The 25,838-nt window shown below is 69.7% G+C and carries 29 protein-coding genes; 17 read left to right on the top strand and 12 right to left on the bottom strand.

Going from position 1 to position 25,838, the window contains the following annotated elements; translation table 11 throughout:
* Positions 1-143 precede the first annotated feature (143 nt).
* Positions 144-1,124 carry a TauD/TfdA family dioxygenase gene (locus ACZ5NH_RS41935; protein WP_468783301.1) on the bottom strand — a complete coding sequence of 327 codons (981 nt, stop codon included), beginning with the start codon at positions 1,122-1,124 and terminating at the stop codon, positions 144-146.
* Between the two features lie 370 nt (positions 1,125-1,494).
* On the opposite strand from ACZ5NH_RS41935, the gene ACZ5NH_RS41930 reads away from it, so the two are divergent.
* From ACZ5NH_RS41930 to ACZ5NH_RS41870, 13 genes are all read left to right on the top strand, one after another.
* Positions 1,495-3,381 carry an amino acid adenylation domain-containing protein gene (locus tag ACZ5NH_RS41930; protein ID WP_468783299.1) on the top strand — a complete coding sequence of 629 codons (1,887 nt, stop codon included), beginning with the start codon at positions 1,495-1,497 and terminating at the stop codon, positions 3,379-3,381.
* The gene (locus ACZ5NH_RS41925; protein ID WP_468783297.1) at positions 3,378-4,673 is read left to right on the top strand and encodes a cytochrome P450; all 1,296 of its coding nucleotides are present in this window, start codon (positions 3,378-3,380) and stop codon (positions 4,671-4,673) included. Before ACZ5NH_RS41930 ends, ACZ5NH_RS41925 begins: the two co-directional genes overlap by 4 nt.
* Positions 4,674-4,740: 67 nt before the next feature.
* Entirely contained in the window at positions 4,741-5,523 is a 783-nt protein-coding gene (locus tag ACZ5NH_RS41920) for a thioesterase II family protein (RefSeq protein ID WP_468783295.1), read from the top strand.
* A complete protein-coding gene (locus ACZ5NH_RS41915; protein ID WP_468783293.1) occupies positions 5,517-7,091 on the top strand; it encodes a carbamoyltransferase C-terminal domain-containing protein in 1,575 nt (524 codons plus the stop codon). The genes ACZ5NH_RS41920 and ACZ5NH_RS41915 overlap by 7 nt, the downstream gene beginning before the upstream one ends.
* A 72-nt stretch (positions 7,092-7,163) precedes the next feature.
* Positions 7,164-8,000, top strand: a complete 837-nt coding sequence (locus ACZ5NH_RS41910) for a hypothetical protein (RefSeq protein WP_468783291.1) — start codon at positions 7,164-7,166, stop codon at positions 7,998-8,000.
* Between the two features lie 525 nt (positions 8,001-8,525).
* Positions 8,526-9,527, top strand: coding sequence for a cytochrome P450 (locus tag ACZ5NH_RS41905; protein WP_468783289.1), 1,002 nt, complete (start codon positions 8,526-8,528; stop codon positions 9,525-9,527).
* A gap of 257 nt (positions 9,528-9,784) precedes the next feature.
* On the top strand, positions 9,785-10,069 hold the full coding sequence (locus tag ACZ5NH_RS41900) for a hypothetical protein (RefSeq protein ID WP_468783287.1): 285 nt from the start codon (positions 9,785-9,787) through the stop codon (positions 10,067-10,069).
* On the top strand, positions 10,066-10,887 hold the full coding sequence (locus ACZ5NH_RS41895; protein ID WP_468783285.1) for a thioesterase II family protein: 822 nt from the start codon (positions 10,066-10,068) through the stop codon (positions 10,885-10,887). The genes ACZ5NH_RS41900 and ACZ5NH_RS41895 overlap by 4 nt, the downstream gene beginning before the upstream one ends.
* Positions 10,888-11,075: 188 nt before the next feature.
* Entirely contained in the window at positions 11,076-11,330 is a 255-nt protein-coding gene (locus tag ACZ5NH_RS41890; RefSeq protein ID WP_468783283.1) for a VOC family protein, read from the top strand.
* Between the two features lie 724 nt (positions 11,331-12,054).
* The gene (locus ACZ5NH_RS41885) at positions 12,055-12,360 is read left to right on the top strand and encodes a DUF3759 domain-containing protein (RefSeq protein ID WP_468783281.1); all 306 of its coding nucleotides are present in this window, start codon (positions 12,055-12,057) and stop codon (positions 12,358-12,360) included.
* A gap of 710 nt (positions 12,361-13,070) precedes the next feature.
* Positions 13,071-13,349, top strand: a complete 279-nt coding sequence (locus ACZ5NH_RS41880) for a hypothetical protein (RefSeq protein WP_468783279.1) — start codon at positions 13,071-13,073, stop codon at positions 13,347-13,349.
* 294 nt (positions 13,350-13,643) lie between these two features.
* Positions 13,644-14,399, top strand: a complete 756-nt coding sequence (gene ku, locus ACZ5NH_RS41875) for a non-homologous end joining protein Ku (RefSeq protein WP_468783277.1) — start codon at positions 13,644-13,646, stop codon at positions 14,397-14,399.
* 184 nt (positions 14,400-14,583) lie between these two features.
* Positions 14,584-14,757 carry a CsbD family protein gene (locus tag ACZ5NH_RS41870; protein WP_451008910.1) on the top strand — a complete coding sequence of 58 codons (174 nt, stop codon included), beginning with the start codon at positions 14,584-14,586 and terminating at the stop codon, positions 14,755-14,757.
* Between the two features lie 90 nt (positions 14,758-14,847).
* On the opposite strand, the gene ACZ5NH_RS41865 is transcribed toward ACZ5NH_RS41870, so the two are convergent.
* On the bottom strand, positions 14,848-15,177 hold the full coding sequence (locus ACZ5NH_RS41865; protein ID WP_468783275.1) for a DUF6233 domain-containing protein: 330 nt from the start codon (positions 15,175-15,177) through the stop codon (positions 14,848-14,850).
* Between the two features lie 64 nt (positions 15,178-15,241).
* Between ACZ5NH_RS41865 and ACZ5NH_RS41860 the strand changes: the two genes are divergently transcribed.
* The 3 genes from ACZ5NH_RS41860 to ACZ5NH_RS41850 all read left to right on the top strand — a co-directional run bounded on the left by ACZ5NH_RS41860 (position 15,242) and on the right by ACZ5NH_RS41850 (position 17,393).
* The gene (locus tag ACZ5NH_RS41860) at positions 15,242-15,460 is read left to right on the top strand and encodes a LexA family protein (RefSeq protein ID WP_468783273.1); all 219 of its coding nucleotides are present in this window, start codon (positions 15,242-15,244) and stop codon (positions 15,458-15,460) included.
* Positions 15,457-15,657, top strand: a complete 201-nt coding sequence (locus ACZ5NH_RS41855) for a hypothetical protein (protein ID WP_468783271.1) — start codon at positions 15,457-15,459, stop codon at positions 15,655-15,657. Before ACZ5NH_RS41860 ends, ACZ5NH_RS41855 begins: the two co-directional genes overlap by 4 nt.
* A gap of 530 nt (positions 15,658-16,187) precedes the next feature.
* Positions 16,188-17,393, top strand: a complete 1,206-nt coding sequence (locus ACZ5NH_RS41850) for a UDP-N-acetylglucosamine--N-acetylmuramyl-(pentapeptide) pyrophosphoryl-undecaprenol N-acetylglucosamine transferase (protein ID WP_468783269.1) — start codon at positions 16,188-16,190, stop codon at positions 17,391-17,393.
* Here ACZ5NH_RS41850 and ACZ5NH_RS41845 read toward each other — a convergent pair.
* From ACZ5NH_RS41845 to rfbB, 4 genes are read right to left on the bottom strand one after another with little or no spacing between them, the layout of a single operon-like run.
* Entirely contained in the window at positions 17,353-17,778 is a 426-nt protein-coding gene (locus tag ACZ5NH_RS41845; protein ID WP_468783267.1) for an arsenate reductase/protein-tyrosine-phosphatase family protein, read from the bottom strand. The genes ACZ5NH_RS41850 and ACZ5NH_RS41845 overlap by 41 nt on opposite strands.
* Positions 17,763-18,911 carry a DegT/DnrJ/EryC1/StrS family aminotransferase gene (locus ACZ5NH_RS41840; RefSeq protein ID WP_468783265.1) on the bottom strand — a complete coding sequence of 383 codons (1,149 nt, stop codon included), beginning with the start codon at positions 18,909-18,911 and terminating at the stop codon, positions 17,763-17,765. Before ACZ5NH_RS41840 ends, ACZ5NH_RS41845 begins: the two co-directional genes overlap by 16 nt.
* Positions 18,908-19,918, bottom strand: a complete 1,011-nt coding sequence (locus tag ACZ5NH_RS41835; protein ID WP_468783263.1) for an ATP-grasp domain-containing protein — start codon at positions 19,916-19,918, stop codon at positions 18,908-18,910. Before ACZ5NH_RS41835 ends, ACZ5NH_RS41840 begins: the two co-directional genes overlap by 4 nt.
* Positions 19,911-20,933, bottom strand: a complete 1,023-nt coding sequence (rfbB, locus tag ACZ5NH_RS41830; protein WP_468783261.1) for a dTDP-glucose 4,6-dehydratase — start codon at positions 20,931-20,933, stop codon at positions 19,911-19,913. The genes ACZ5NH_RS41835 and rfbB overlap by 8 nt, the downstream gene beginning before the upstream one ends.
* Positions 20,934-21,186: 253 nt before the next feature.
* On the opposite strand from rfbB, the gene ACZ5NH_RS41825 reads away from it, so the two are divergent.
* Positions 21,187-22,458 (top strand): helix-turn-helix domain-containing protein, encoded by a 1,272-nt coding sequence (locus tag ACZ5NH_RS41825; RefSeq protein ID WP_468783259.1) that lies wholly within the window; start codon positions 21,187-21,189, stop codon positions 22,456-22,458.
* Positions 22,459-22,480: 22 nt separating this feature from the next.
* Here the strand turns inward: ACZ5NH_RS41825 and ACZ5NH_RS41820 are convergent, their stop codons facing one another.
* From ACZ5NH_RS41820 to ACZ5NH_RS41795, 6 genes are all read right to left on the bottom strand, one after another.
* Entirely contained in the window at positions 22,481-22,633 is a 153-nt protein-coding gene (locus ACZ5NH_RS41820; RefSeq protein ID WP_468783257.1) for a hypothetical protein, read from the bottom strand.
* A gap of 143 nt (positions 22,634-22,776) precedes the next feature.
* Entirely contained in the window at positions 22,777-23,184 is a 408-nt protein-coding gene (locus tag ACZ5NH_RS41815; protein ID WP_468783255.1) for a hypothetical protein, read from the bottom strand.
* 395 nt (positions 23,185-23,579) lie between these two features.
* Positions 23,580-23,774, bottom strand: coding sequence for a hypothetical protein (locus ACZ5NH_RS41810; protein WP_468783253.1), 195 nt, complete (start codon positions 23,772-23,774; stop codon positions 23,580-23,582).
* Positions 23,775-23,803: 29 nt separating this feature from the next.
* Positions 23,804-24,022 carry a hypothetical protein gene (locus tag ACZ5NH_RS41805; RefSeq protein WP_468783251.1) on the bottom strand — a complete coding sequence of 73 codons (219 nt, stop codon included), beginning with the start codon at positions 24,020-24,022 and terminating at the stop codon, positions 23,804-23,806.
* 111 nt (positions 24,023-24,133) lie between these two features.
* Positions 24,134-24,757 carry a hypothetical protein gene (locus ACZ5NH_RS41800; RefSeq protein ID WP_468783249.1) on the bottom strand — a complete coding sequence of 208 codons (624 nt, stop codon included), beginning with the start codon at positions 24,755-24,757 and terminating at the stop codon, positions 24,134-24,136.
* Positions 24,758-24,808: 51 nt separating this feature from the next.
* A complete protein-coding gene (locus ACZ5NH_RS41795) occupies positions 24,809-25,588 on the bottom strand; it encodes an alpha/beta fold hydrolase (RefSeq protein WP_468783247.1) in 780 nt (259 codons plus the stop codon).
* Positions 25,589-25,838 lie beyond the last annotated feature (250 nt).

The raw sequence follows: 25,838 nt of genomic DNA, 5'->3' as shown, positions 1-25,838 counted from the left end.
ACGGGGGCGGGGGGGGGGGGGGGGGGGGGGGGGGGGGGGGGCGGGGCTCCCCATCCCCCCCCCCCCCCCCCCCCCCACTCTCCCCCCCCCCCCCCCCCCCCCCCCCCCCCCCCCCCCCCCCCCTCCCCCCGGGTCCCGCCTGGTCATATCGCGTGGGCGTCCACCCGTTCCTGGTCGTATCCGTGCTCCTGCCGCTCGCGGGCCGGGCGCGGCCGTGGTGATCGCACCAGAACGCGTTTGAGCCAGCGGTCCGTGCCGTCGTACCGGGGCGTGAAGGCCAGCCTGCCGTGCACCACGGCGTCGTTGTCGATGATCAGCAGGTCGCCCGGTTCCAGCGGGACGACATGGCCGTTGGCCTCCAGAGCATGACCGAGCCGGTGGAAGGCGGCGTTGAAGGCCGGGTCGTCGGTGAGCCGGTGGGTGTAGGAGGGGTCGTAGCGGATGCCCAGAGCGCCGTGCTCGCGGTGCCAGAGCGTGGCGATCCCGACCGGCGGGCGCAGCTCCGCCTCCCGGTCGCCGTAGCTGTCGTCGGGCAGCACGACGGCCAGGGGCCGTTGCAGCTGTTCGACGTCGGCTGCCGTCAGGGAGGCGGTGGTGGCGCTGGAGAGTCTGCTGCCGACGTCGTCCGGGTTGCGCACGCAGGCCAGGAGCAGGACGTCGGCCCGGTACGGGTGGAAGGCGTCCTCGGTGTGCCAGGCGAGCGGGACCACGCTGCCGGCGCCGACCTGGAGGCGCTCCTGACCGGGAGTGGGCAGGATGTTGTGGACGATTCGCCCGTCCTGCTGGTTGCGCCAGCCGAACACCCGCCCGAGACGGGAGGCGATCAGGGCGAGAGCGATGTCGAGGCCGGCGTTGCGCCGGGGGTCGCTCGCCCGCCAGTGCAGAGGCGTGGGACCCGGGTCACCGCAGTTCAGCAGTCCTTTGACGACACGGTGACCGATGTGCGGATCGGGAGACCGGACGAGTTCGTCGAGGCCCGCCGCCAGGCTCTGCGGGAGCCGCCCCGCGTCGGGAGCGGACAGCACGGTGTCGCCTGTGGCGCCGCCGGCAGCCAGCGTCCGCGCCGCTCGCAGGAGGTCCTTCCCGAGCTCCCGGTCCGCACGATGTATTTCCTGCACCGGCATGCGGTCTACCTTTCAGGGACCTTTCAAGAATGGAGGTCGTTCCGGCAGGAACCGACCGGTCGATGAATCGGTGACGAGGCCGGTTTGACCCTGCTCCAGGGATCAGCTTCAGGTCCCGGTGATACACCGGTCAAGGGATCCGAGACTATTCCGCACTTTGTCATCACCGCCCTCGCGACTTCAATGCGACGGCACCAACAGAATGCTGATGAGGGCTCAGCGGAAGATGCGTACCGGGTTCGATCGTTCCACGGATTACCAGGCCGCCGGCGGCGCCTAGAGTCATTTCACGGAAGCCGATTCCGCCGGAACGGCACCGGGTCGTCCCGCCGGCGGCCCCGCTCTTCGGAGGGTGAAAGGTGGTCTGGAGTTGATCGACAGCACTGTGGCCGACACCACGGCGGAGTCACACTCCGTGGCCAGTCGCTCCGGCCCGCACGCGCCTGAGGCCCGCGAGGCGTTGCTCCACGAACGCATCGCCGCCCACGCGCACCGCCTGCCGGACGCGCCTGCGGTGACCTGTGAAGGACAGACGCTCACTTACGGAGAGCTGGACGCCCGCGCCGAGCGGCTCGCCGCCGGCCTGCGCACCCGGGTGCACGGCGAGGACGCCGTCATCGCCGTGCTGATGGACCGTTCGACGGACCTGATCGTCACCCTGCTCGGCGTGCTGAAGGCGGGCTGTGCGTATCTGGCGCTCAACACCGCCGACCCGGACCGGCGTCTGGCCGAGCTGGTCGCCGACGCCGGGGCACGTCTGGCCGTGGCGGCACCCGAGAACACCGGACGGCTGCCCGACACCGTTCAGACCCTGACACCGGCCACAGGGTCCTCACCCACCGGCCAGCCGGACGTCTCCTCGGCCGCCGCGCGGGGCGACCGCGCAGCCGCGGACGGGGCCCGCACGGCCGACGACCTGGCCTACGTGTGCTACACGTCGGGCTCCACCGGCGCGCCCAAGGGCGTGGGTGTGACCCATCGCGGCGTGCTGCGTCTGGTGGCGTCGCAGGACTGGCTGCGTCTGACACCCGAGGACAGCGTGCTCCAGGTCTCTTCCGTGTCCTTCGACGCGTCGACGCTGGAGATCTTCGGAGCGCTCTGCGCGGGTTGTCGCCTGGTGGTGCACCCCGGCGGAGGACCGGTCGACCTCGATGCTCTGACCGCCACCGTCACCGGCCACGGGGTGACCGTCGTCAACCTGGCCACCGGCCTGCTCCACCAGCTGATCGAGAGCCGGTTGTCCTTCTTCGCCGGTCTCCGGCACGTGGTGACGGGAGGCGACGTCGCCTCGCCCGCTCTCGTGGCCCGGCTCCTGGCCGCCTGGCCGGGTCTGACGTTCACCAACGGCTACGGCCCGACGGAGAACACCACGTTCACGACCTGCTGGACCACCAGTGGGCCGCCGCCGGACGCCGTTCCCATCGGTACGGCCGTCACCGGCACCGGGGTCGCCGTGCTCGACGACGCGATGCGCCCGGTGACGGCGGGCGGCGCCGGCGAGATATACACCTGGGGTGCGGGCCTGGCCCGCGGCTATCTGGGTCGGCCCGCGGCCACCGCGGAGCGCTTCCTGCCCTGCCCGTTCGGGCCGCCGGGGTCGCGGATGTACCGCACCGGCGACCTGGCCCGGCTGCTGCCGGACGGTAACCTGGAGTTCGCCGGACGCATCGACCGGCAGGTCAAGGTGCGCGGTCACCGGGTGGAGCCGGGTGCCGTCGAGGCGGCCCTGGCCCGGCAGGCCGGCGTCGACCGGGCGGTCGTCGTGGTCGAACAGGACGACGCTGGCCGTAGACGGCTGGTCGGCCATGCCGTTCCGAGCGGCACCCCGGACGAGGGGCTGGGCGCACGGCTGCGCGCGTCGCTGGCCGCCGAACTGCCCGGCTACGCCGTCCCGGACACGATTCTGGTGCACACCACGCTGCCGGTCACCGCGCACGGCAAGGTGGACCGTTCCGCCCTCACGAGCGCGGGCCCCCGACCGCGCGCAGTGGCCAACCCCTACGTTCCTCCCGCCACGCCGCTCCAGCGGCGCCTCACCGAACTGTGGAGCGCGCTGCTGGACATCGCGCCCGTCGGGATCGACGACGACTTCTTCGACCTGGGCGGCCACTCGCTGCTGGCCGCCGAGCTGCTGGACCGCATGCACAAGGAGCTGGGCGTCGAGGTACCGGCCACCGCGCTGTATCTGCGCTCCACCGTCGCCGAACTGAGTGAGGCTGTGGACGAGACCCTGGCCGGACGGGAGAGCCGATCGTGACCGTCTCACCGCACCACACGGCGGCCCCGCCCGTCACCTCCGGATGCCCGGCGCACCAGGACGCAGCCGGCCTGGGAGCCCTCGCCGACCTGGCCGATCCCGCGCTCTACCGCGACCGCGACCCCCATGCGACGTGGACCGAGCTGAGGCGCCGGGCACCCGTCGCCCGGCACGAGAAGGACGGCCACCCGTACTGGTCGGTGACGCGGTACGCGGACATCGACCGGGTGCTGCGCGACCACGCCACGTTCACCTCGCAACGCGGCACCCTGCTTTACCTCCTCGGCCGGGGCGACCCAGCGGGCGGCCACCAGATGGCGGCGACGGATCCGCCGCGGCACACGTTGCTGCGCGAACCGCTGCAACGGGCACTGGCCGTCAAGCCCACCATGGAGCGGCGGGAGCAGATCCGCGCGGTGGTGACGGACCTGCTGGCACCGCTGGCCGACGGAGGCCCCTACGACCTCGCGGCCCACGCGAACCGGCTGCCGATGGCCGTGGCCGGCGTGCTGATGGGGCTGCCCGAGGAGGACTGGGGCCGGCTGGTCGACCTCACCACCGCGTCCGTGGCACCTGAGGACCCGCGCTACCGCGACGAGCGCGGCATCGACCGGGTGCTCAACACGGCCCACCGCGGCCTGTTCGCCTACTTCCACGAGATCGTCCACGAGCGGCGCGCGCACCCGGGCGATGACCTGATCAGCCTGCTGCTGAGGATGGAGATCGACGGCCGCCCGCTCACCGCGGGCGAGGTCATCTCCAACTGCTACAGCCTGCTGCTCGGCGCCAACGTGACCACGGCCCAGGTCCCGGTGAGCACCCTCGCGGAACTCATGGGCACGCCGGCCCTCCAGGCCTGGGCCGACCGGCCGGACCTGATCATCAGCGGAGTGGACGAGGCGCTGCGCTGGGCCACGCCCACCACCCACTTCATCCGCTACGCCACCAGGGACGTGCACCTGGGCGGCACCTGTGTGGCGGCGGGCGACGCGGTCGCCGTGTGGCTGCCGTCCGCCAACCGCGACGAGGACGTCTTCCCCGACCCGTTCACCTTCGACATCGCCCGTCGCCCCAACAAGCATCTGGCGTTCGGCATCGGCCCGCACTACTGCGTGGGCCACACCGTTGCCAAGGTGACCCTGCGGCTCTTCTTCTCCGAGCTGTTCAGCCGGTTCACCGACATCGTCCCGGTCGGTCCGGGCAAGCGCCTGTACTCCAACACGATCTACGGCTGGACCGAGATGCCGATCACCGCCCGCACGCGGCCGCGGGCTCGCCAGGCCGCCTATTGACCAGTGGCCGCCCGCCGCCCGCCGCCGGGCGACCGTCAGCCGAACCGAAGGTGAGGTCCACCAGCCGATGCCGACCGCCGGCCGACCCCCACGCTGGTTTCTCAGAGAACCGCTTCCCGACGCCCGAGCCCGGGTGTTCCTGCTGCCCTATTCGGGATGCGGCGCGTCCATGTACCGCCAGTGGCCGTCCGAGTACCAGGGCGTCGGCTTCGTGCCGGTACAGCTGCCGGGCCGCGAGAACCGGCTGCGGGAGCAGCCCTTCGAAACGTACCAGGAGCTGGGCCGCGTCCTTTCCGAGGTCCTCGAACCCCATCTGAACGTCCCCTACGCCCTGTTCGGCCACTGCAGCGCGGCGCTCGCAGCATACGAGACCGCCGTGCAAGCCGTCGGCCGCGGCGCACGGCCGCCGCAACGGCTGTTCGTCTCCTCCGAGGTGGCCCCGCAGGACGGTCCGTACGGCCGTCACCTCCAGATGGACGACGAGGAACTGGCCCAGGAGCTGCGCGGGCTGATCGTGCAGTTGGGCGGCACTCCGCTGCCCACGTTCGTCAGCATGACCCTGGGTGTGCTGCGGCGTGACATCGAGGTCAACCGCCGCTACCACCTAGCCGATCCGCCGAGACTGCCGTGCCCGATCACCGCGATCGGGTGGAGCGGCGACGTCGGGATGGAGCCGGAGCGGATGACCGGCTGGGCGGCATGCGGCGACATGGACCAGGTCGTCTTCGACGGCGGCCACTACGGCTTCATCGAGGGCCCCGAGAGGCTACTGCGGCTCTTGGCCGACGGCGTCACCGCAGACCGGCCGTCCACAGGACCAGCCGGCGGAAGGAGTGAAGAGGCATGTTGATCCTGTCGTTCAAGGAAGGACACGACAGCGCGGTCTCGGCGATCGACGACGGCCGCCTGCTGTTCTCGCTGGAGGCGGAGAAGGACTCCTTCCCGCGCTACGACTCGCTCACCGCGGAGGTGCTGCTGGCCGCCGCGGAGCGGCTGGACCGGCTCCCGGACGTGGTGGCCGTCGGCGGCTGGGTGAAGGGCACGTACTCCGAGGAGCCGCCCTCGCTCACCGGCTACTTCGGCGTCGGCGAAGGGTCGGTGTCCGACCGGGCCGGCCGGTTCTTCGGCAAAGACGTGCGGGTCTTCTCCTCCACCCATGAGCGCTCGCACATCATGACCGCCTACGGGCTCTCGCCGTTCCCTGCGGGGCAGCCCTGCTACTGCCTGGTGTGGGAGGGCAACATCGGCTCCTTCTACCGCATCGACGAAACCGGCAGCGTCACCCACCTGCGGCACGTCATGTCCGACCCGGGCAACAAGTACGCCTACCTGTTCGCCCTGGCCGACCGGAAGTTCACCGCCAACAAGGGCGTCCTCCGGCTCCAGGACGCGGGCAAGCAGATGGCCCTCACGGGCTTCGCCCGGCGCACCGAGACAACCGCGGAGGAGCGGGAACTCATCGACTTCCTGCTCGCGCAGGAGCGGATCATCACGACCCTGGGCAAGGACGAGATGGACTGGACGCCGTTCCGGAACATCGGAGTCGAGTCGCAGGAGTACAAGGACCTGGCGGCGAAGTTCTCCGACGCCATCTTCGACCGCTTCCACGCCTACGCCGCGGAGCACCTGACCGAGGGACTGCCGCTGCTGATCTCCGGCGGCTGCGGGCTGAACTGCGAGTGGAACCGCCGCTGGGCCGAATGCGGCCTCTTCCCGCAGGTCTTCGTGCCACCGTGCCCGAACGACAGCGGCTCCTCACTGGGCACTGCCGTCGACGCCCAACTGCACTACACGGGCATGGCGACCGTGGAGTGGGACGTCTACGCCGGCGACGACTTCGTGGAGGACACCGCCTTCGACCCGGAGCGCTACGAGACCCGGCCACTGGACTACGGGGAGGTGGCGCGGTTCATCGCCGACGGAGGCATCATCGGCTGGGCCCGCGGCCGGTGGGAGATGGGCCCCAGGGCGCTGGGCAACCGGTCGATCCTGGCGGCGCCGTTCAGCGCGGAGACCACCGCCCGGCTGAACAAGATCAAGCAGCGGGAAGGATACCGTCCCATCGCACCGATCTGCCTGGAGGAGGACGCCGGGCAATGGTTCGAGGGCTCCGTCCCGGACCCCTATATGCTCTACTTCAGCACCGTCCGCTCCGAGGCGCTCAAGGCCGTGACACACGTCGACGGCACGGCGCGGGCCCAGACCGTGACCCGTGAGCAGAACCCGGCCGTGGCCTCCTTGCTGGAGGCCTTCCGCGGCGTCACCGGGTTCAGCGTGCTGTGCAACACCTCGCTCAACTTCTCCGGCCGCGGCTTCATCAACCGCACCAGCGACCTCATCCGCTACGGCGAGCAGCACGACCTCGACGGCTACGTGGTCGGGGACACCTTCGTCACCCCGCGCGCCCCGCGGTCCTGAGCCGGGACCGAGCGTTCCCGGACCCCGCGCTCCCGTGGCAGCACTCGTGTACGTGTGAAAGAGGGAACACCCATGCAGCAGAGCAAGGCAAGGCTGAACGGACGACAGGCCGATCCGGAGTTCTTCCGCTTCGAGGAGCGTAGCGAACTCGACTACGCGCTCGTCCTGGACGTCCTGCACGGCCGCCGACTCGGAGTGATCTTCCGGGACGTCATACCTCCGGCCGCGCGCAAGGAACTGACCGAGCGGTTCTGGGCGAGTCCCGCACGTCAGCACCGGGAGGGCGAGCCGTCGCACTACGTCGGCGCCTACCACTGGAACAAGAGCGCCGACACGTACCTCAGGGAAGCCGCCGAGGTGGCCGACCATGTGCAGGAGGTGATCGACGCTCCCGGTTCGCCCTGGCACACCTTCCGGCAGGGTGTGAACGAGGCCCTGGGGCAGAAAGGCGCCTCGCTGAGAGTCGCGGAGATGGACGGCCGCTCCGCGTCCGCGGCCCTCATCCGCGCCTGGGACAAGGAGGGCGACTTCTCCCTCGACCCGCACGAGGACGAGGCACAGTGCAAGGATCCGCGCCAGACGGGATTCGAGATCCAGCGTGTGCTGGAGCACGACATCTGCGCGGTGAACATGTGCATCGAGCACACCGCCGGAGGACGGCTGGTGATCTGGAACATCCGCCCCGACGACGCGACACGGCGCGCCCTGGGCATCGAGCTGACCGGCCTGCCCTACACGGCCGAGGCCCTGGCCGGCTTCGAGGAACTGCGCCTGGACATCCACGAGGGCGATGTCTACGCCTTCAACGGGGCCTTCGTGCACGCAGTGGACGCCAACAGCGGCAACCGCACCACGGTGTCCTTCATCATGGGCTTCACCGACACCCAGACGGTGGTGAGCTGGACCTGAGACCGGCACGGCCGACGGCCCCCAGCGGCCGTACCGGACGCCAGGGCCCGCCTTCCCGAGCGTGTGCCGACTCCGCGCGACGCCGTCGATGCCCCGACCGGGAGGGCGGACCCTGGCCGTGCCCGTGGCGCTGAGACCAAGGGGAGGCAGGAAGAGGTGAACGTGGACGACCAGCTCGAGTCGTACCGGCGTGACCGGCCGGACCGGATTGCCGGTTCCGGCTCCGGTGTCGGAGGAGCGTACGGCAACGGGTGTCCGTACAGCGGCGCGCGGGCCGAGAGCATCGGCGGTGCCGGGCGAGCCGGCGGTGCGGACTCGGGCACCGAGGACTTCGACAGTCATGACCCGGCCTTGGCCGAAGACCCCTTTCCCTCCTACGCGCGCCTGCGATCGCGGTGCCCTGTTTCCTGGAGCCGGGCCTGGGGTGGCTTCTGGGTCGTGACACGGCATGCGGAGGTCTCGGAAGCAGGGCGCGACGGAGTGTTCCGCACCGGGCACGTACTGGCCGACGGGACCCTTCAGGGCGTGACCATTCCGCCTCTGGGACAGACCGGCAGGCTGGTTCCGCTGGAGGAGGACACACCGCGGAACCTCAAGTTCCGCAAGTTGCTGTCGTCGTTCTACTCCGCGGGCAAGGTGCGAGAACGAATGCCGGAACTGCGCCGGGTGGCCCGGGAGAGCGTGGACGCCGTCATCCGCGAGGGCGCCTGCGATCTGGTCACCGCGCTGACGCTGCGGGTGCCAGGCATCGTCACCATGCGCGATCTGGGACTACCGGACGACCGCTGGTTCGAGATCGACTCGCTGGTCCACCAGGCGCTGCTGGCCGCACCGCACGATCTCGCCGGGGCACGCGCCCACGCGCAGCGCATCACGATGGCTCTGGTGGAGGAGCTGGACGTACGCCGAGAACACGGCACCGACCCCGCGGACCGCAGTCTGTTCCCGCTTCTCCTGGCGGGCAGGGTGGACGGCGATCCCGTGTCCGACGAGGACATCCTGTCGATGCTGTACCTCATCCTGCTGGGCATCGACCCGGTGTCCTCCCTGACCGCGACGGCGCTTCTGCACCTGGAGGAGCATCCGCAGCTCAGGGCCCGCCTGATCGCGGACCCGGCCCTCATCCCGCGTGCCGCGGACGAATACCTCCGGTGGATGTCTCCGGTACAGGGCACCGGCCGCACCGTCGCCGAGGAGATCGAGCTCGGGGGCCGTACGCTGCGGGCGGGCGAGAGGGTCTTCGTCAGCTGGGCCTCGGCCAACCGCGACGAGACGGTCTTCGCCGACCCCGACACCGTCGACCTCGGCCGCGACACCTCGGGACACCTCGCCTTCGGCGCCGGCTCGCACTACTGTCTGGGCGCCTCCCTGGTGCGGGCCCTGTTCACCGTGATGCTGGAAGAGGTGCTCAGCCGGATCCCGGACTACCGGGTGAGCGACCGCGATGCCGTCACCTGGTTTCCCGACATCACGTCCTTCTACGGCGTCACCTCCCTCCCGGTCCGTTTCACCCGACGGACCGACTGAAACCAACAGACCGCTGACATGGAATGCGCTCAATTCCAACGCTTCGGCTTCGGGGCGACCGACCCTCTTTCCGACGGCACCGCAGGACATGGACGGACAGGGCGATACGGGACGGACTTCCGGTCTGCGGGTCTCCGGGTCTGCGGAAAGGTGCGACGCATTCCGTTCCCGGGAAACGTCGGCGGCCGTGACGAACGGCACGACAGCCGCCTGGCCGGCGGCCGAAATCCCTGATCCCTCCCTCGACAAGGACGCCCATGACCGAACGCATGAGCCGGCCGGCCGTATCGCGGCGCGTGACGGCGTCGCACGCCCTCGCTTCCTTCGCCGCTGTGATCCACCGGGGCACCGGCCACAACGACGCCACCGCCGACCGTCACGTCTCCGGCGACGGCACCGCGGGCGACGGCGTCGGCGACCGCACGCCGCAACCACCGCGCCGCATGCACCGACTGGTTGCCGAGCGGGCCGCCGCGCCCGTCGCGCCGCCCGGAGTGTCCTCGGCGGGTCTCCTGCCCCCGGCCACGGGGCACCCGCGGTGAGCGGCACGGCTTCCACCGCCGCCCGTCAGGACCGCTGGGTGCGGCGGCTGAGTTCCGGCGACGATCCGCGCTGTCGGCTGTTCTGCCTGCACGCCGCGGGCAGCGGACCGGGCATGTTCCGAGACCTGCCGGTTCATCTGCCCGACTGCGTCTCCGTCGAAGCGGTGCTGCTGCCCGGCCGCGAGAACCGGATCGCAGAACGCCCCTACGACCGGATGGGACCCTTGGTGGAGGCGCTGGCCGAGGCGCTCTGCCGGCGGCTCGACCTGCCCTATGCGTTCTTCGGCTACAGCATGGGCGCACAGGTGTCGTTCAACCTCACGCACGCCCTGCGCGACCGCGGACTGCCGCTTCCCGTGGGCCTGTTCGTGGCCGCGAGCCCGGGACCCTATCTGCAACGCGAGGTGCCCGCCTGGAACGAGTCCGATGACCGGCTGGTCGAGTACCTCCGCGAACTCGGCGGCACGGCACCGCACGTCCTGGACGACCCCGACCTGCTGGACCTCCTGCTGCCCACCCTCCGAGCCGATCTAACCGTGATCGCGACCTGGCCCCACCGCACGCGGCCCACACTGCCGGTAGCCGTCCGGGCGTTCTCCGGAGCCGAGGACGGGCCCGCTTCTCCCGAACGGATGGGGGCGTGGCGGATGGAGACGCACAGCGTCTTCCGGCAGAGCGTCCTGCCCGGCGGCCACTTCTTCATCAACGACGCGCTGCCGACCGTCGCCGACGTCATCGCCACGGACCTGACGTCGATGCTCGGCCTTCCTGCCGCGAGCACCACCCGGACGGGCACGGGCAGACCACCCCACCCCTAGAACCCGCCGCTCGTCCTCCTCGTACACCGACGTCTGGAGCCACCGTGACGGGCACAGCGGCCCGAACGCGAACGCGAACACGAACGCCGGTACGCCACCGAGCCCTTGGCACGGTGAGCACACCCGGCCGTACGGCCGGGCCAGCCGCGCATGACCAGGAATGACCGGTCCCGGAAGGAGCGACCCCCGTGAAGGCACCGGACGTACTGCACATCGAGATCCACACGCGCGACAAGAAGCCGGTCATGCGCCGTCTCGTCTCCGACCTGGGTTTCGTGCGAGTGGCGGACTCCGTCGAGGTCGACCGCAGCTCGGTGCTGCTCAGGCGCGGCAACGCCCAGGTCGTGATCACTTCAGCTGTTTCTGGCGAGGAACCCCGCGCCTTCAGAACTTTGTTGGCGGATTCGGTGCGGAGGTTGCCCGTCGTCATGACGGTGCTGTAGGGGGTGTCCACCAGCTTGCGGAAGGTGGCTACCTGTAGTGAGGCGGTGAAGGCCACCAGCACGGCGGCGGCGGTGTCGGCGGTCCTGACGGCAGCAGGCCCACGCAGAAGAGGACCAGGATCTCCAGGACGAGGGCTGCTCGGGCGGGCCACCGCACCCTGGCGGCCACCCGGGGCCGCTTGAGGGACTCCGCGATGAGCACGCATAGCCGTCACGGCACAGAGCCGATGACGGGGCTTGCGGCTGCGAACCGAGCGTCCTTTGCCGAGGCGGCTCAGCTCAGGTCGCGGATCTTCCCGAGACGGTTGCGGCCGGCCTCCTGAGCGGAAAGGCCGGTCGCAACCGAGCCGGGCCGACGGCCGGCAGAGAGGTACGAGCCGGTCCGCGCCGGTCCGGATCCCGCTTTTACTACGCCGCGCCCAGGGCCTGCGCCGCCCACTCCAACCCGAGGCCGGCCAGCCGCTGGAGCTGCTCCGCGTTCAGCTTCGCCCTCCTGGTGTTGGTATTCGACAGAAGGACGCCGAGGCGGACCTCTCTGCCGTCCGGCAGGACTTCGACGTGGAAGGCGGCCTCTCCGCGCTCTGCTGCACCCGCCTCGGACGACTTTGCGGGCCACCTGTTCGGGGGTCACTGTCGGGCGCGGGGCGGTGTATCGGGTTTGTCTGGGGTGGTTACCGGCCGGCGTTGTGAAGCGCCGGTCTGACCCCTGTGCGAGGAGAAGACCATGTCCCAGAGCATCAAGCAGTACAAGGACGCGCACACCGTCATCTACGGCAGCAGCAGCCTGGATCGTCTGGTCACCGAGGAGCAGGCTGGTCACGCGGCTGCCTGGGAGGCCACTCGGAAGCTGAAGGAGTCCGGGCAGTCTACCGACGCTCAGAGCCTGCCCCACGCTCTGGAGGCGCTGGCCCGTCAGCAGGCTGACCGGCTCTTGGTCGATCTCGGCCTGGACCACCTGGACGAGGAAGAGGTCAGGCGTCACGCGGCGGCCGCAGCGGCGCGTATCGCGCCGGAGTTCGCCACCGCCTGACGGCAGCGTCCTGTACGCGGTCGGGTGCTCGACGTTCACGCGCACCAAGCACCCGGCGCCTTCCCCCCTTCGGCTCCGTCGCTGCCGAAGGGGGCATCGCCGTCGACGCGGACGGGTCATAGCCGTCGACATGGACGCGCCCGGCGGATCTCTCTGGGCTACCGCCGCCGGCCGGAGGATCGATCGGACGACGTGCCGGCAGTGCTGACCGCACCCGCTGGCATTACTGTGAGTGCTTGTATTGCGCCGATTGAGTGACGAAAGGTAGGGGGCAGGGTAATCGGGGTTGGGGGGAGAAGATGCCGCTCGACCTGCGGTTTTGCTCGGATTCGTGGAACGTTGAACGGTTCGTGTGTCCGTTTCGGCATGCCGTTCGGGTGTGCTCGGGCCAGTCTGATTCCGCGGGCCGCTCTGGCTCGCTCGCAAGGGGGGCTCCGACCAAAAACGGGAGACGCATCATGAGCTTCACCCGAACCCGCCGTGCCCGTGCGCTTGCCGCTGGTGCTGTGTCTGCCGCCGTGTTGTCGGCCGGCACGGCACCGGCCGTCGCTGCGACAGGGACAGCGATGCCCGCACTTTCCGTGACGGGAACGCCGACATCCACGCCCTCCGCGACGCGTACCGGCGCTGCGACCAGGACGCCGACGCCCAAGCCCTCCATGACGCGTACCGGTATGCCGAGCGTGAAGCCGTCGCGGATGCCAGGGGCCATGGGATCGATCAGCGTCTCGGCCGACCGCAAGGCCGTCAAGGCGGGCGACACTGTGGTGTTCACCGGCCGGGTCAAGGGCATCAAGGCCGGCTCCACGCTGGTGCTGCAGCATCTGCACCACGGCAGGTGGACCACGCTGCGGACGACCGCGATGGTGAACAAGAACGGCACCTACACGATCAAGCGGGCGTTCACCCGCAAGGGCGCCGAGCAGGTGCGGGTGGCGGTCAGGTCCGGCACGTTCCACTCCTCGCCGGTCACCGTTCAGGTCGGCTGACGGTGCGTTGAGGCGGGCCCCGGGCCACCTGTGGATGGGTTCTGCCGGGCAGCGGGGCCGGGAAGGTGCGATCCTGCCCGGTCCCTCTGCCCTGCGTCACCCGAAGTCCAGGTCCGGTCCTTGAGGTGTTGCAGGAGCGGGCTCCTCGTCGGCACCCCACCCCGCTGGGATGAACTCCCGCTCGCGGCCCGGGCCGGCTGATGCTGCTTGGGGCTACTGCGGAGGTCTGCCATGCCTCGAACTATCTGGTCAGGCGCCATCTCGTTCGGGCTGGTGACGGTGCCTTGCGACGTGGTGAGTGCGACCGAAGATCACAGCATCCGTTTCCATCAGTACCACCTCGAGGACATGGGCCGGGTGCGCTGCCGCAAGGTGTGTGAGCTGGAGGACCGTGAGGTCGACCAGTCCGAGATTGGCAAGGGCTACGAGCTGTCGAAGACCCAGGTCATCCCGATCACGGACGAGGAGCTGAGCAACCTTCCGCTGCCGACGGCGAGGGCGATCGAGATCGACGCGTTCGTGCCCCTCGAATCCATCGATCCGATCCGGATCGCGGAGGGCTACTACCTCCAGCCGTCCAGCCCCGTCGCGGCCAAGCCGTACAAGCTCCTCGTTCAGGCCTTCGGCCGCTCCGCCAAGGTGGCCGTCGCCAAGTACGCCTGGAGCGGCCGCGAGAGATTCGGCCTGCTCCGCGTCCGCGACGATGTCCTCGTCCTCCACGCCATGCGCTGGCCAGACGAGATCCGCGACCCCGCCGAGCTGCTCCCGCCGCCGATCGAGGTGACCGAGGACGAGATCACTGGGGCGCTCGCCCTCATGGACACCATGACCACCGAAAGACTGGAAGGCCCCGAGTTCCAGGACGGCTACACCGAAGCAATGACTCAGCTGATCGAGGCGAAGCGCCAGAAGAAGCCGCTCCCCGAAGCCCCCGAGCCTGAGCAGCCGACCCAGGTGCTCGACCTCATGGCCGCACTGCAAGAGTCCGTATCGAAGGTCAAGGCCGCCCCCGCGGCGAGGACACCGGGCCCGCCGAGGTACACGGGCTGAAGAAGAAGACGGTCGGGAAGAAGCAGCTGGCCAAGAAGACCGCGGGGCGCCGGCCGCGCAGCGCCTGATCGCGGCATACCGCCATTTCATGGTCATCACCCGTTTGCGAGGGGCGGTGCTGGGCACACGGGATTCGTCGCCAAACGCGGACAAATCGTTAACCACGGCAGGAGGCGTGTCTGTCATGTCGGCTGGTGAGAAGGCCAAGGCCAAGGCTGAGCAGGCCAAGGGAAAACTCAAGAGGGCCACGGGACGGGCCGCCGTCGATGAACCGATGGTCGCCGAAGGCCAGGCGGAAAAGTCCAAGGGCGATGCACGCCAGGCCAAGGAGAAGATCAAGGACATGTTCAAGCGCTGACCTCTGGCGCGGCTCACGCGGGGTTGCGTAAACAGCTCCGGAACTGGTCCCCTGCGCATCCGGCGGGGGACCAGTCGTGTGAGCGATCCATCAAGCTATGGTCGGATGGCAGTGCGGGCAGGCCGAGACGCCTGTGGCGAGCGCCTGGCGTGCATCGGCCTCGCCGACGCCGCGGGACCGCTTGCCCGCGTTCCAGCAACCGGCGCGGTGGACGTATACGGCGTGGTCGCGGTTGAGCCCAAGCTCGAGGAGCCAGTCGGGCGCCGGAGGACGACTCTCCTCGCCCTGCCGCTTCTCGGCCTCGCGGCATTCCTCGTCGGCGATCCACCGGTCGATGGTGGCGAGCTGGCGCGCGGTGTGCTCCTGGAAGACGCGGCGGGCGAAGCGGAGGGCGTCTAGGCGGGAGATCTCCTCGCCCACGGGTGCTCCTGATTGCCGTGTCTTCACTTGCCGAGAAATTCGAACATGCGCTCTAATCCTGATTATGCACCGCGTAGACCACCTCACCGACATCCAGGAACGCATCCTCCGCTGCATCCGGGAGGCCATCCGCGACCGCGGAGAGGCACCGACCGTGACCGAGATCGGCGCCGCGGTCGGCATGCGCAGCCGATCATCCGTCCACTACCAGCTGGTCGAGCTCGAATCGAAGCAGGCGATCGTCCGCGAGCCCGGCCAGACGCGTGGAATCCGCCCCGCATGACAAACGCTGGCCGCTACCACCTGCGGCTCGCTTCCGACGGCCGGCCGGTACAGCACGGCTGGTGGCAGGTCGAGGAGACCGCGCACCGCAAATTCGTCAGCTGGGTCGGCGAGTACGGCAGCCTGCCCGACGCCCGAATCACCCTCACTAACGAGCACACCGGCGAGACGCTGACGGAGTGGCCCGGGTTGGACTGACCCCGCTAAGCGACGGTACCAGGGGATCCCTGGTCCGAGAGGTGCAGAACGCTCCGACTGAGGGGATGACTCTGCTCGTGGCCACGAGGGATCAGCCCGACGCGGCGCTGGAGGTCTTCCTGCGTGAACCGAGCTGAGTCCGGACACCGTGACACATATTTGCGGGCACTGATTCTGGCCAGAGGGACGAGCCCCGCTTCAAAGAGGCGGGGCTCGTTCGTGTAATGAGCCGGTGAAGAGGGGGTGCGCTGTGTTCTGTGCGCCGGGCTGAGGGGCCGGGGGTTGGTGAGGATGGCTCGGACAGTGTTCAGCACCGAGCGCTGGCCAATGCGGTGCGGGTTCGGGTGGGGTCGGCGGCGGATGGGCGGGGGATGCCACTTCGGCCGGGGCCTGACGGTGCACCTCCTCCACCGCGACCTCGACAAGGGCGTCGTCGACCGCTGAACCCTCACCTGCGAGGGCGAGAGCGTGGTCCACAGCCGCTACTGTGGCGACTCGTCTGATCTCCGCCAGATTTGGAGCAGCTCCGGATGAACATCGCCCCCTTCCGTCTCGTCGTCACGGGCGGCGGGACCGGTGGACACACGTACCCCGCGCTGACCGCCGTGCGTACCCTGCAGGCTCGGCTCGCTGCTGAGGACCGGGCGCTCAAGACTCTGTGGATCGGAACGGCCACCGGCCTGGAAGCGCGAGTGGCGCCGGACGAGGGCATCCCCCTCACCACCGTGGTGACCGGCAAGATCCGCCGCTCCAAGAACCCGCTGAAGCTGGCGTCCCCAGCGAACGTACGCGACATGGCGCGGGTGCCACTCGGGGTGATCCAGGCCCGCCGGGCCATCGACCAGTTCCAGCCGCATGCGGTGCTCGCGACGGGCGGCTACGTGGCGGTCCCGGCCGGGCTGGCGGCGCGGATGTGCCACCGCCCGCTGGTTTTGCACGAGCAGACGGTGCGGCTGGGGCTGGCGAACCGGAAGCTAGCAGCGTCGGCTGCGCGGATCTGCGTGTCGTCGGAGTCGACGCTGGCGCTGCTGTCGGAGTCGGCGCGGCAGATCGCCGTGGTGACGGGCAACCCGGTACGGCCGGAAATCCTGTCCGGACACGCGGACAGGGCCGTGCAGGCGCTGCAGCTGTGGGGTTTCGACCGGCAGCTGCCGACCGTGTACGTCACCGGTGGCGCGCAGGGCTCGCAGCAGATCAACGAACTGGTCGGCGAGGTGCTGCCGTGGTTGCTGCAGCAGGCGAACGTGGTGCACCAGTGCGGCCCCGCCAACGTCGAGAGCCTGCAGACGCGGGCGGCTGGGCTGCCCTCCGGGCTCGCGGGCCGATACTACCTGGCCGGGTTCGTCGGTCCGGAGCTACCGGACGTGCTGGCCCTCGTCGATGTGGTGATCTCCCGCAGCGGTGCGGGGACGCTGGCGGAGCTGACCGCGCTGGGCAAGCCCGCGGTGTTTGTACCCCTGGCGTCGTCGGCGGGCAACGAGCAGGCACACAATGCGCGGCACCTGCAGGAGGCCGGGGCAGCGGTCGCGCTCGAAGGTGACGTGACGGCGGACCAGGTGTGCAACGCGTTGGGCCCGCTCCTTGCCGATGCTCACCTTCGGTGGGGCATGGCGGAGCGGGCCCGCGCGTACGGCCGTCCGGACGCGGCCGACAGGCTCGTGGACGAGATCCTGTCCGCCGCGTCCGGGCAGCCGGTCACTGCTGGTCGACGTGGAGAGCCGTCCCCGCCTCGATGAGGACGGCGCAGGCATTGAACGCCTCCTGGTCCTTGCCCATCGGGTCGGGCACGTCGCGGTCGCCGAGGTAGAGCCCGAGCTTGCGCTCGTTGGCCTTTCCACAGATCGCGCGGAGCGTCTCGAGGACGGCGGTGTCCATCGCGAGGACGCTGTCGGCCCAGCTGAGCATGTCGCGGGTGATCTGCTGGCCGCGGTGGGCGGTGAGGCCGAGGCCGAGGCGCCGAGCAGCGGTGATCATCGACTCGTTGGCGGGCTCACCCGCCCATTTCCCGATCAGCCCGGCCGAACGGACTTCCAGCTCGGCGGGGCCCCGCCGGGCGAGGGCGAGCGCGGCGAACGGCGATCGGCAGTGGTTGCCGAGGCAGACGGTCAGGACCTTGCGCACGATGCGGCTCCCACGGTCTTCAGGGCCTGGCCGAGGACGGTGACGACCTGGTCGATGTCGGTCTCGGTGAGGTGCTGGTGGAACGGCAGCGTCAGGATCTCCTGGCCGACCTGCTCGGTGCTGGGCAAGTCGCGCCGCCACTCGGCGAACGCCGGCTGCAGGTGGTTGGGCGGGTAGTGGACACCGACGCCGATGCCGCGGGCCTTCATCCGCGCGTGCACCTCGTCCCGGTGCGGGATGAGGACCTGGCACAGGTGAGGCACGGACCGGTCGGGGTCGACGTCGACCAGCCTCACGCGGTCCAGGCCGGCGAGGGCTCGCCGGTACGCGCGCCACAGGCTTCGGCGGGTGGTCTCCGTCTTCTCGAAGTGCGGGAGCTGGGCGAGGCCGATGGCCGCGTTGATGCCGGACATCTGGTACCGCAACCCGAACCCCTCCACGGCGTAGCGGGTTGTCCTGGCGCGTTCGGCCTGGGACTGGACGACACCGAGCATCCGGATCCGGCGGAGCGCGGCGGCCTCGACATGGCCGCGCGGGATCACGACGCCGCCCTGCCCACACGTGAGGTTCTTGATCGGGCCGAAGCTGAAGCACGTCAGGTCCCCGGTCGCCCCGACGCGGCGGGCGCCGTTGAGGGAGCCGAAGGCGTGCGCGGCGTCCTCCACGATGGCGATGTCCCGCGCGGTCAGCTCCTTGCGGACGCGGGAGAAGTCGATGGCCCGGCCGCCGAACAGGACCGGCATGACCGCGCGCGTGCGGTCGGTGACGGCGTTCATGACGAGCCGGTCAGTCACGCACAGCGTGGCCGGGTCGACGTCCACGAAGACTGGGGTGGCGCCGACGGCGAGGATCGCCTGGACGGTCGCGCTGAACGTCATGGACGGCACGACTACCTCGTGGCCGAGGCCGACCTCGGCGGCGAGCAGCGCCGTGTGCAGGGCCGCGGTGCCGGACATGACGGCGACGGCGTCACGGACGCCGAGGAAGGTAGCGATGCGGCGCTCGAACTCCTCGGTGACGTCGGTGTGCCCGTACTGCCCGCTCTCCAGCACCTCGGCGACCGCTGCGGCCTCCTCGCCGAACAGGAACGGGCTGGCGTTGCGCCCGGCGTTGGGCCTGACGGTGGTGGTCATACGGCAGCTCCCTTTGGGGCAGCGGAGACCTGCAGCTCGGTGATATCGCCTACGCGCAGCGTCTCCAGGTAGTTCGTGAGGAACACGCCGGTGCGGTAGGTGAGCCGGCCGTGATCGACCGGCTCGTCGAACAGGCCGTTGACCATCTGGCCGACGAGGTCCGCGCCTGCGGCTTCGGTCAGCGCGAACCCTCCGGCCACGCGGACGTTCAGCTCGGTGATCGTGACTCGGCCGTCGTCGGTGGTGAACCCTTGGACGCAGCACAGGCCGGCCGCGCGGACGGCGCGCAGTGTGTCCACGACCAGGCCGTGCACGGCCTGGTCGTCGAACGTCGTGCTGACGGCGACGCACCCGGCCTTCACCAGGTCGCGGCGGCGCAGGATCACGGAGGCCTGGCCGTCGCGGTCCACGAGGCAGTCGGCGGTGAACTCGGTGCCGTAGACGCGTTCCTGCACGATCGGAGATGGGACCAGCTCGCACAGGACGCGGGCGTGCCGCAACGAGGTCACCATGTGCACGCCTTGGGCGCCGTGCCCGCTGCGCGGCTTGACGACCAGCTCGACGCCGACGGGCACCAGGTCGAGGTCTTCGGGCTCCCACGTGCGAGGGGTCGGGATGCCATGCTCGGTCAGGACATCGTGGAAGCGGGCCTTGTCGATGCAGTCGTGCACCGATTCGGGGTCCGGCAGCCACAGGCGTACGCCGTTGGCTTCCAGGCGGGGCCGCAGGTCGAGCAGCGGTGGCAGGTCGTTCTCGATGCCGGCCACGATCGCGTCGACGGCCAGCGCCCGGCACAGCTCGGCGATGGCAGACGGGTAGTCGGGGTCGTTGGCTAACGGGACGACGTACGGCGAGACGTCCTCCAGGAAGAAGCCGGGGGCGAGCGGGTTGGCGTCGACGGCGACGACCCGGTGGCCAAGCCGCAGCAAGCTGCGGGCGAGGCCAAGGCCGGGTGCGGCGCCGACGCCGGTGACGAGGATCCGGCGCGGGGTCGTTGGTTCAGGCATGCTGTCGCTCCTCCTGGGAGACGGCCGCGATCCGCGGGGAGGACAGGGCCGGCAGGGGGCTGCGGGACAGCGGCGCCCACCGGTCTGGGTTGCGGCGGTACCAGTCGGCGGTCTCCTCCAGCCCGGCCTGGAAGTCGCGGACGGGCCGGTAGCCGAGGGCGGCAAGCTTCGACCAGTTTATGGCGTAGCGCAGGTCGTTGGACAGCCGGTCGGGGATGTACTCGACGCGGTCCCAGTCAGCGCCGCAGATCCGCAGCAGCTCCCCGGTCAGCTCCTTGGTGGACAGGTCGGTGCCACCGCCGATGTTGTAAACCTGACCGGGCAGGCCCAGGCGCAAGACCAACTCGATGCCAGAGCAGTTGTCCTCGACGTGCAGCCAGTTGCGGACATGCTGACCACGGTCGTGGAGGGTGACCTGCTCGCCGCGCAGCAGGCGGGTCACGAACAGCGGGATGATCTTCTCGGGATGCTGGTTCGGCCCATAGTTGTTCGAGGAGCGGGTGACGCAGACAGGCGCACCGTAGGTCTGCCAATAGCTCAGGACGATCAGGTCACTGGCGGCCTTCGACGCGGCATAGGGGACGGACGGGCGCAGCGGGGAGTCCTCGGTGGCCGCGCTTTCCCGCAGCGGCCCGTACACCTCGTCCGTGGACACGTGCACGAACCGCTCGGCTCCGTGTCGCATGGCCGCGTCCACGAGGATCTGGGTGCCGTGAATGTTCGTGGCCAGGAAAGTTCCGGCGGTGGCGAACGAGCGGTCGACGTGGGACTCGGCGGCGAAGTGGACGACCGCGGTGTGCTCGCGGACCAGGGCGTCGACCAGCTCGGCATCGCAGATGTCGCCACGCACGAACTGTAGCTTGGGAGAAAGGAACGCCGACCCGAGATTCGCGACGTGGCCGGCATAGGTCAGCGCATCGAGCACGGTGACCTGCTCGACGTCGTCGGCAGCCAGAATGCGCCTGACGAAGTGGGAGCCGATGAACCCGGCTCCGCCGGTGACCAGCAGCTTCATAGATGCCTCCGGTAAGGATGACCGGCCGGCGGCAGGGGCGTGCCGCGGTTGGGAGTCCGGTCGTGGAGACGCCCGGCAGTTGCCGGGTGCGGTCCTCACCATGGAGGCCCGCGCCGGCGGTGCGAAGCTGCCGAGTAGGCATCGGCACCTGGTGTGCGGATCCGGCACACAGTGTGCATCCGCGCGCCCTCCCAACACCCCTCGGGCGACACTAAGTTCTGCACCACCCCATCCAGGGTCCGAGGAGGTACCCATGGGCGCGGACGCCGAAATCGGTGCCCTCTTACGCGGAGCGCGCTGCGCCCTCCGGCTCACGCAGACCGAGGTCGGCAAGGCCTGCGGCTACTCGGCGTCGGCCGTATCCCGCATCGAGAACGGGCAGATGGGCATCGACTACCCGACCTTGTTGAGGTTCGCCGCTGTCCTGCGGATCGCACCCGAGCAGCTGCGTGCGTCTGCCACACCCCGCATGACCAAAATCGCTACGGTGTCCGGAGGTTGTCCGTCGGTTGAGGAGGACGAGGTGCGTCGTAGGAACCTGCTGACGGGAGTGGTGGCAGCGGGGGCGACGGCCGTCGTCGGCGCTGAGCCGGCTGCCGCCGCTCCGGTCGATCTGGATGTGGCGTTGTTCCGGTTGCCGCAGGCGGAGCCAATGCCGCTACCCCGGCTCGTGGGGCAGATCGCTGCCGCCCGGCAGGACTACTGCGCCACCCAGTACACACGTCTCGGGCAGGTGCTGCCCAGCCTGATTGCATCGGCGACCGCAACGAGGGACGCCTCGTCGGGTCGGGCCCGTGAGCAGGCGGACATGGCTCTGGCCCGCTCGTACGTGCTGGCGGCCGAACTCGCCACCAAGCAGCACTCGGACGCGGCGTGGGTGGCGGCCGACCGGGCGCTGGCGGCTGCGCGCTGCAGCGGTATCCCTGTGGCCGTCGGGGAGGCGTCCCGGCAGCTGGCGATCGCCATGCGCCGCTCGGGCCGGTCCACGGCCGCAGTGCACCTGTTGACCAAGGAGGCCTCCGACCTAGACGCTTCCCGTGACCGCACCGGTGCCGTGCGTACGACGCTGCTGCTGACCGGCGCGTACTCGGCGGCGACCAGCCGGGACCGCACAACGGCCCTGTCACTGCTGGAGGAAGCCGAGCAGGAGACGAGCAGGCATCCGGCGGTGCCGGGCCTGTTCACGGTGGAGGCCACCCGTACCCAGGTCGACGCCTACCGAATCAGCGTGCTGAACGCACTGGGCACTCCGGACGAGGCGGTCGAGGTCGCGGCCCGGCTGAATGTGGACCGGATGCCGACGGCGGAGCGTCGGGCGCGGGCGTGGACTGACGTCGCCCGGATGTGGAACGCACTCGGGGCCGGCAAGCAGACGTTCACTGCGCTGCGCAAGGTCGAGCAGGAGGCGCCGCAGGAGGTGCGGCGGCCCGCTCTGCGGGCGCTGACCGCCGGTCTGCTGTACGGACCGACCCGCATCGAAGGTCTGCGCGAGTTCGCGGACCGCACCGGCGCCTTGGTTGCGTGACGGATGTACCCATCTGGGCTGGTCAGAACAAGGCGCTGAGGATCTCGCCCAGCGAGTCGAAACTCTCCTGGACACCTTCCGCGTTGCACAGCCGGTGCCGCTCCAGCCGGATCGCGCCCAAGTGCCGAGCCTCGTACACGAGCGCGGCTCGGCCGAAGCCGTGGGAAGTCGACAACGAGCTCTGGACGGTGATTGAGCCGCTGCTGGGCGTGGACCGTTTCGTCGCGAATCTATGCTGCTGCTGTCCCGCCGATGAGGGCCTTCGGGACTCGCCGGGGATCCGGATGGGCCCCGGCACCCTCTGATGCGGCTTCGCGGTCAGCGCACCCTGACGGTCTCGGTCGGCGTGACCATTTGCAGGTGGAGCTTGTTCGAGCCGAAGTCGGCCTCGTAGAGCGCGCCGCGGAACTGCAGTGTGCCTCGGTGCTTCGCCCGTACCCAGGTATCGACTGCGCCGCCAAGGCCGATGCCTCCGTGAGCGCACTTCACCGTATGCCAGGACCCTTTGTCCTGCCGCTGTTGCACGCAGAACTTCTGAAGGACATCGCTGTCGTTCTCGGCGTACCCCTTCACGTGGACGCGCGCGCCGACCTTCACGGTGTGCGGGCTCACCTTGAAGTCGTAACTGATCTTCGCGGAAGCTGTCACCGCACTCAGCCCGAGTGCCGATATGCCGATTGCCGTAACGACGGCGGCACGCGCGGCGCGCCGGTTGAGAAAGCCCATTATCTGTCTCCCCCTGCGGATGGTGTCGTGCTCGGCAACCGTGAGATGACGGAGGACGTGAACTTGTTCCTCGGCCCGCATCCGTCGTATCAGGTCACCGGTCGCAACCTGTCAGAGGGAGAAGGCGGGAGCGCCGTTGCCCCGCGATTCGTCATTTCTGGTGGTTCTCGCCGAGCCTGCGCACTCGCCGAGACGGGACATCACCTGTGCTGCCCCAATGGGGCACGCCGGTCGCGTGCCCCATTGCGACTGAGCCGTGCTCGGTCGCAACTGTGGGGCAAAGCCCCGCCCGGCTCTTTCACGACCAGGCCGCGGCAGAGCTGCGTGGTGCAGAGGCCCGTGCAGGCACCACCCACTCACCTCCAGATGGTGCCTGCCGCACCGGGCCTCGGGGTTCAGACCTTGATGACCTGGACCGCGTGTCCTTCGAATTCTTCGTCGAAGTTGAACTCGACGGCGTCTCCCTGGTGCAGCTCCTCAGGCTGCGTGCCCAAGAGGTCTGCCACGGTGAAGTCCAGCATGGGCCGACCGTTGCCCGTCTTGATCTTTCCCTCGGCCGGCTCCGGGCGCAGGGCAAGCCACGCCCTCATCGGACCGAACCAGGACGGGGCGTCGTACGTCACTCAACCGCCGGCCAAACCTCCGGCCCGCCACTCCGCCACTCGATCAGCGGCGAGTTCACCAAGTCCACCACGTCCAACCCCTCCAGGCCGGCACGCTCCAGGAACACCGACAGGTCGTGCAGGCTGTACGCGGTGCCCAGTGTCTCACTGTCGACCCGGACGCGACGGCCGCCGCCCTCACCGGGTGGATCCACGATCACGCGACGCTCAGCCATGGCCTCAGCCTTCCCCAGCGGCAGGTGAGGCGCATTCGGGAGACGGCTGTCAGTGGCGGCCGGCCGCCACTCTCAAGGCGGGCAGAGAGTCCGTCTCAGCCTCTCGGTACGTTACGGCTGTGCGTGAGAGATCCTCTGCCGGTAGGCCTTTTGCCTGCACTTCGGCGAGCAGAACCGGGAGTCTGCACGGCCTGTGGTGATCTGCTCGCCGCACGACTCGCACGGCTGTCCGCTCCCCTTGTTGCCGTTACGGCTACGCGTGAGGTCTGTTCGGCAGGTGGTCGAGCAGGTGACCCGCTTCAGCAAGGGGTCGAAATTACGGATGACGGGCTGCCCGCAGGACGTGCACGGCGTGGGCGCCATCTGTTCCCCTCGGCCGACGAGGGTCGTCCAGGAAACGGACAGTGCCTTGTGGTCGTGGTTCCAGGCGCCGCGCTGGTCGGTGTGGCAGGTCTGGCAGATAAGTAAGGTGCCGCGGTGCCACCGGCGGTGCATCCAGCGCGATCCCTGGACGAGGTAGCCGGGCTGGCCGTCGAAGGGTTGCGAGCAGACGGGACAGTTTGGTCCGGCACCAGGCCGCTGCCTGCGGTTGCCGCCGCGCCGCTCGTGCAGTGCGGATTCACAGCGCGCGGTCCATGGCCCGGCCAGCTCGTCGATCAAACCGCCGAGATGTGCACGGGAGATGCCGGTGAAGGCAGGATGAGACAGGGCCGCACGGGCCCATTCCTTCGTCATCACACAGGAGGAACCCGCGCGGCTCTCTCCGCGTTACGGGCCGCTTGGGCGCTATCGCTGGTTGTGGTCCGAGAGCGCCGATGCGGTGGCGCGGGCGAAGTCTTCCGGGTTGTCCAGCATGATGTTGTGCCCGCAGTCCGGGATGGAGACCACGGCCACCCCGGCTGCGGTGAGCGCATCGGTTCCCGGGAGCGGGCCGTCGGCCTGGGGCAGCAGGTAGGTGCGGGGGATTTTCAGGTCCAGCAGAAGCTCACGCATGGTGGGGACGGTGCCGCGGGTGAGGTGGACCGCGCTGCGATGCAGGGCCTCCCGGCCTGCCAGGCGCATCGTGGACCACCAGTGGGAACCAGCCCGGTCGCGGATCTCTTCCCAGCCGGCCGCCAGGAACTCCTCCTCGGAGTACGCGGCGATGCCGCTGCTGCCCGCGGCGCCCGGTGCGGGCGGGATCGGGTCAAGGTTGGCGTCGACCAGGACCAGGCGGGAGACCAGATGGGGGTGCCGGGCGGCCAGGACGATGGCCACCGAGCCACCCATGCTGTGCGCGATCAGCTCGGCGCCCATGACACCCGCGCTGTTCAGGGCCGCGGCAAGGGCATCGGCGTGGGATTCCAGGGTGTAGTCGAACTCCGTCGGCCGGTCGCTGATGCCGTGCCCGAGCAAGTCGATCAACAGCGAACGACGTCCGGCGAGCAGAGGATGAACCGCAACCTCCGCGAAGTAGGCCGGGGACGTGGCGCCCAGACCATGGACGTAGACGCGGGACGGCTCCTGTCCAGGCAGCTCAACCCAGCGGATCCGGCCGCCCTCGGGCGTCACGGCGGCACTGCGCACAGCCTGCTCCCCTCCACTCCAGATCGACGGAGAGACGAGATTAGCCACCGGGCCTCAGTGCACCATCACCGCCCCCAGCAGTGGACGCGGCGTGGGCACCAGAAGCCTCGGGCCTCGATCAAGACACCCCACCCGATTTCGTTCACAACGTCGTTAGGGCGCGCAGAGAATCAACACGCTGATTTGATCTTCCTTGGCGGCTGGTTGCCGTACCTGTCGAGGTGGGTAGCGACGTCTGCTGGAGTGCGGA

Source organism: Streptomyces sp. NPDC031426 (genome assembly GCF_055581585.1).
The sequence above is the reverse complement of the archived record's forward strand: the minus strand, read 5'-3'. Positions and strand labels throughout refer to the sequence as shown.

Coding starts and splice junctions, on each gene's coding strand:
- ACZ5NH_RS41935 (WP_468783301.1), bottom strand. CDS start 1,124: ATGCCGGTGCAGGAAATACATCGTGCGGACCGGGAGCTCGGGAAGGAC.
- ACZ5NH_RS41800 (WP_468783249.1), bottom strand. CDS start 24,757: ATGACGAAGGAATGGGCCCGTGCGGCCCTGTCTCATCCTGCCTTCACC.
- rfbB (WP_468783261.1), bottom strand. CDS start 20,933: ATGAAGCTGCTGGTCACCGGCGGAGCCGGGTTCATCGGCTCCCACTTC.
- ACZ5NH_RS41900 (WP_468783287.1), top strand. CDS start 9,785: ATGACCGAACGCATGAGCCGGCCGGCCGTATCGCGGCGCGTGACGGCG.
- ACZ5NH_RS41915 (WP_468783293.1), top strand. CDS start 5,517: ATGTTGATCCTGTCGTTCAAGGAAGGACACGACAGCGCGGTCTCGGCG.
- ACZ5NH_RS41870 (WP_451008910.1), top strand. CDS start 14,584: ATGTCGGCTGGTGAGAAGGCCAAGGCCAAGGCTGAGCAGGCCAAGGGA.
- ACZ5NH_RS41910 (WP_468783291.1), top strand. CDS start 7,164: ATGCAGCAGAGCAAGGCAAGGCTGAACGGACGACAGGCCGATCCGGAG.
- ACZ5NH_RS41815 (WP_468783255.1), bottom strand. CDS start 23,184: ATGGGCTTTCTCAACCGGCGCGCCGCGCGTGCCGCCGTCGTTACGGCA.
- ACZ5NH_RS41805 (WP_468783251.1), bottom strand. CDS start 24,022: ATGGCTGAGCGTCGCGTGATCGTGGATCCACCCGGTGAGGGCGGCGGC.
- ACZ5NH_RS41880 (WP_468783279.1), top strand. CDS start 13,071: ATGGGATCGATCAGCGTCTCGGCCGACCGCAAGGCCGTCAAGGCGGGC.
- ACZ5NH_RS41825 (WP_468783259.1), top strand. CDS start 21,187: ATGGGCGCGGACGCCGAAATCGGTGCCCTCTTACGCGGAGCGCGCTGC.
- ACZ5NH_RS41920 (WP_468783295.1), top strand. CDS start 4,741: ATGCCGACCGCCGGCCGACCCCCACGCTGGTTTCTCAGAGAACCGCTT.
- ACZ5NH_RS41860 (WP_468783273.1), top strand. CDS start 15,242: ATGCACCGCGTAGACCACCTCACCGACATCCAGGAACGCATCCTCCGC.
- ACZ5NH_RS41885 (WP_468783281.1), top strand. CDS start 12,055: ATGTCCCAGAGCATCAAGCAGTACAAGGACGCGCACACCGTCATCTAC.
- ACZ5NH_RS41810 (WP_468783253.1), bottom strand. CDS start 23,774: ATGAGGGCGTGGCTTGCCCTGCGCCCGGAGCCGGCCGAGGGAAAGATC.
- ACZ5NH_RS41835 (WP_468783263.1), bottom strand. CDS start 19,918: ATGCCTGAACCAACGACCCCGCGCCGGATCCTCGTCACCGGCGTCGGC.
- ACZ5NH_RS41855 (WP_468783271.1), top strand. CDS start 15,457: ATGACAAACGCTGGCCGCTACCACCTGCGGCTCGCTTCCGACGGCCGG.
- ACZ5NH_RS41840 (WP_468783265.1), bottom strand. CDS start 18,911: ATGACCACCACCGTCAGGCCCAACGCCGGGCGCAACGCCAGCCCGTTC.
- ACZ5NH_RS41850 (WP_468783269.1), top strand. CDS start 16,188: ATGAACATCGCCCCCTTCCGTCTCGTCGTCACGGGCGGCGGGACCGGT.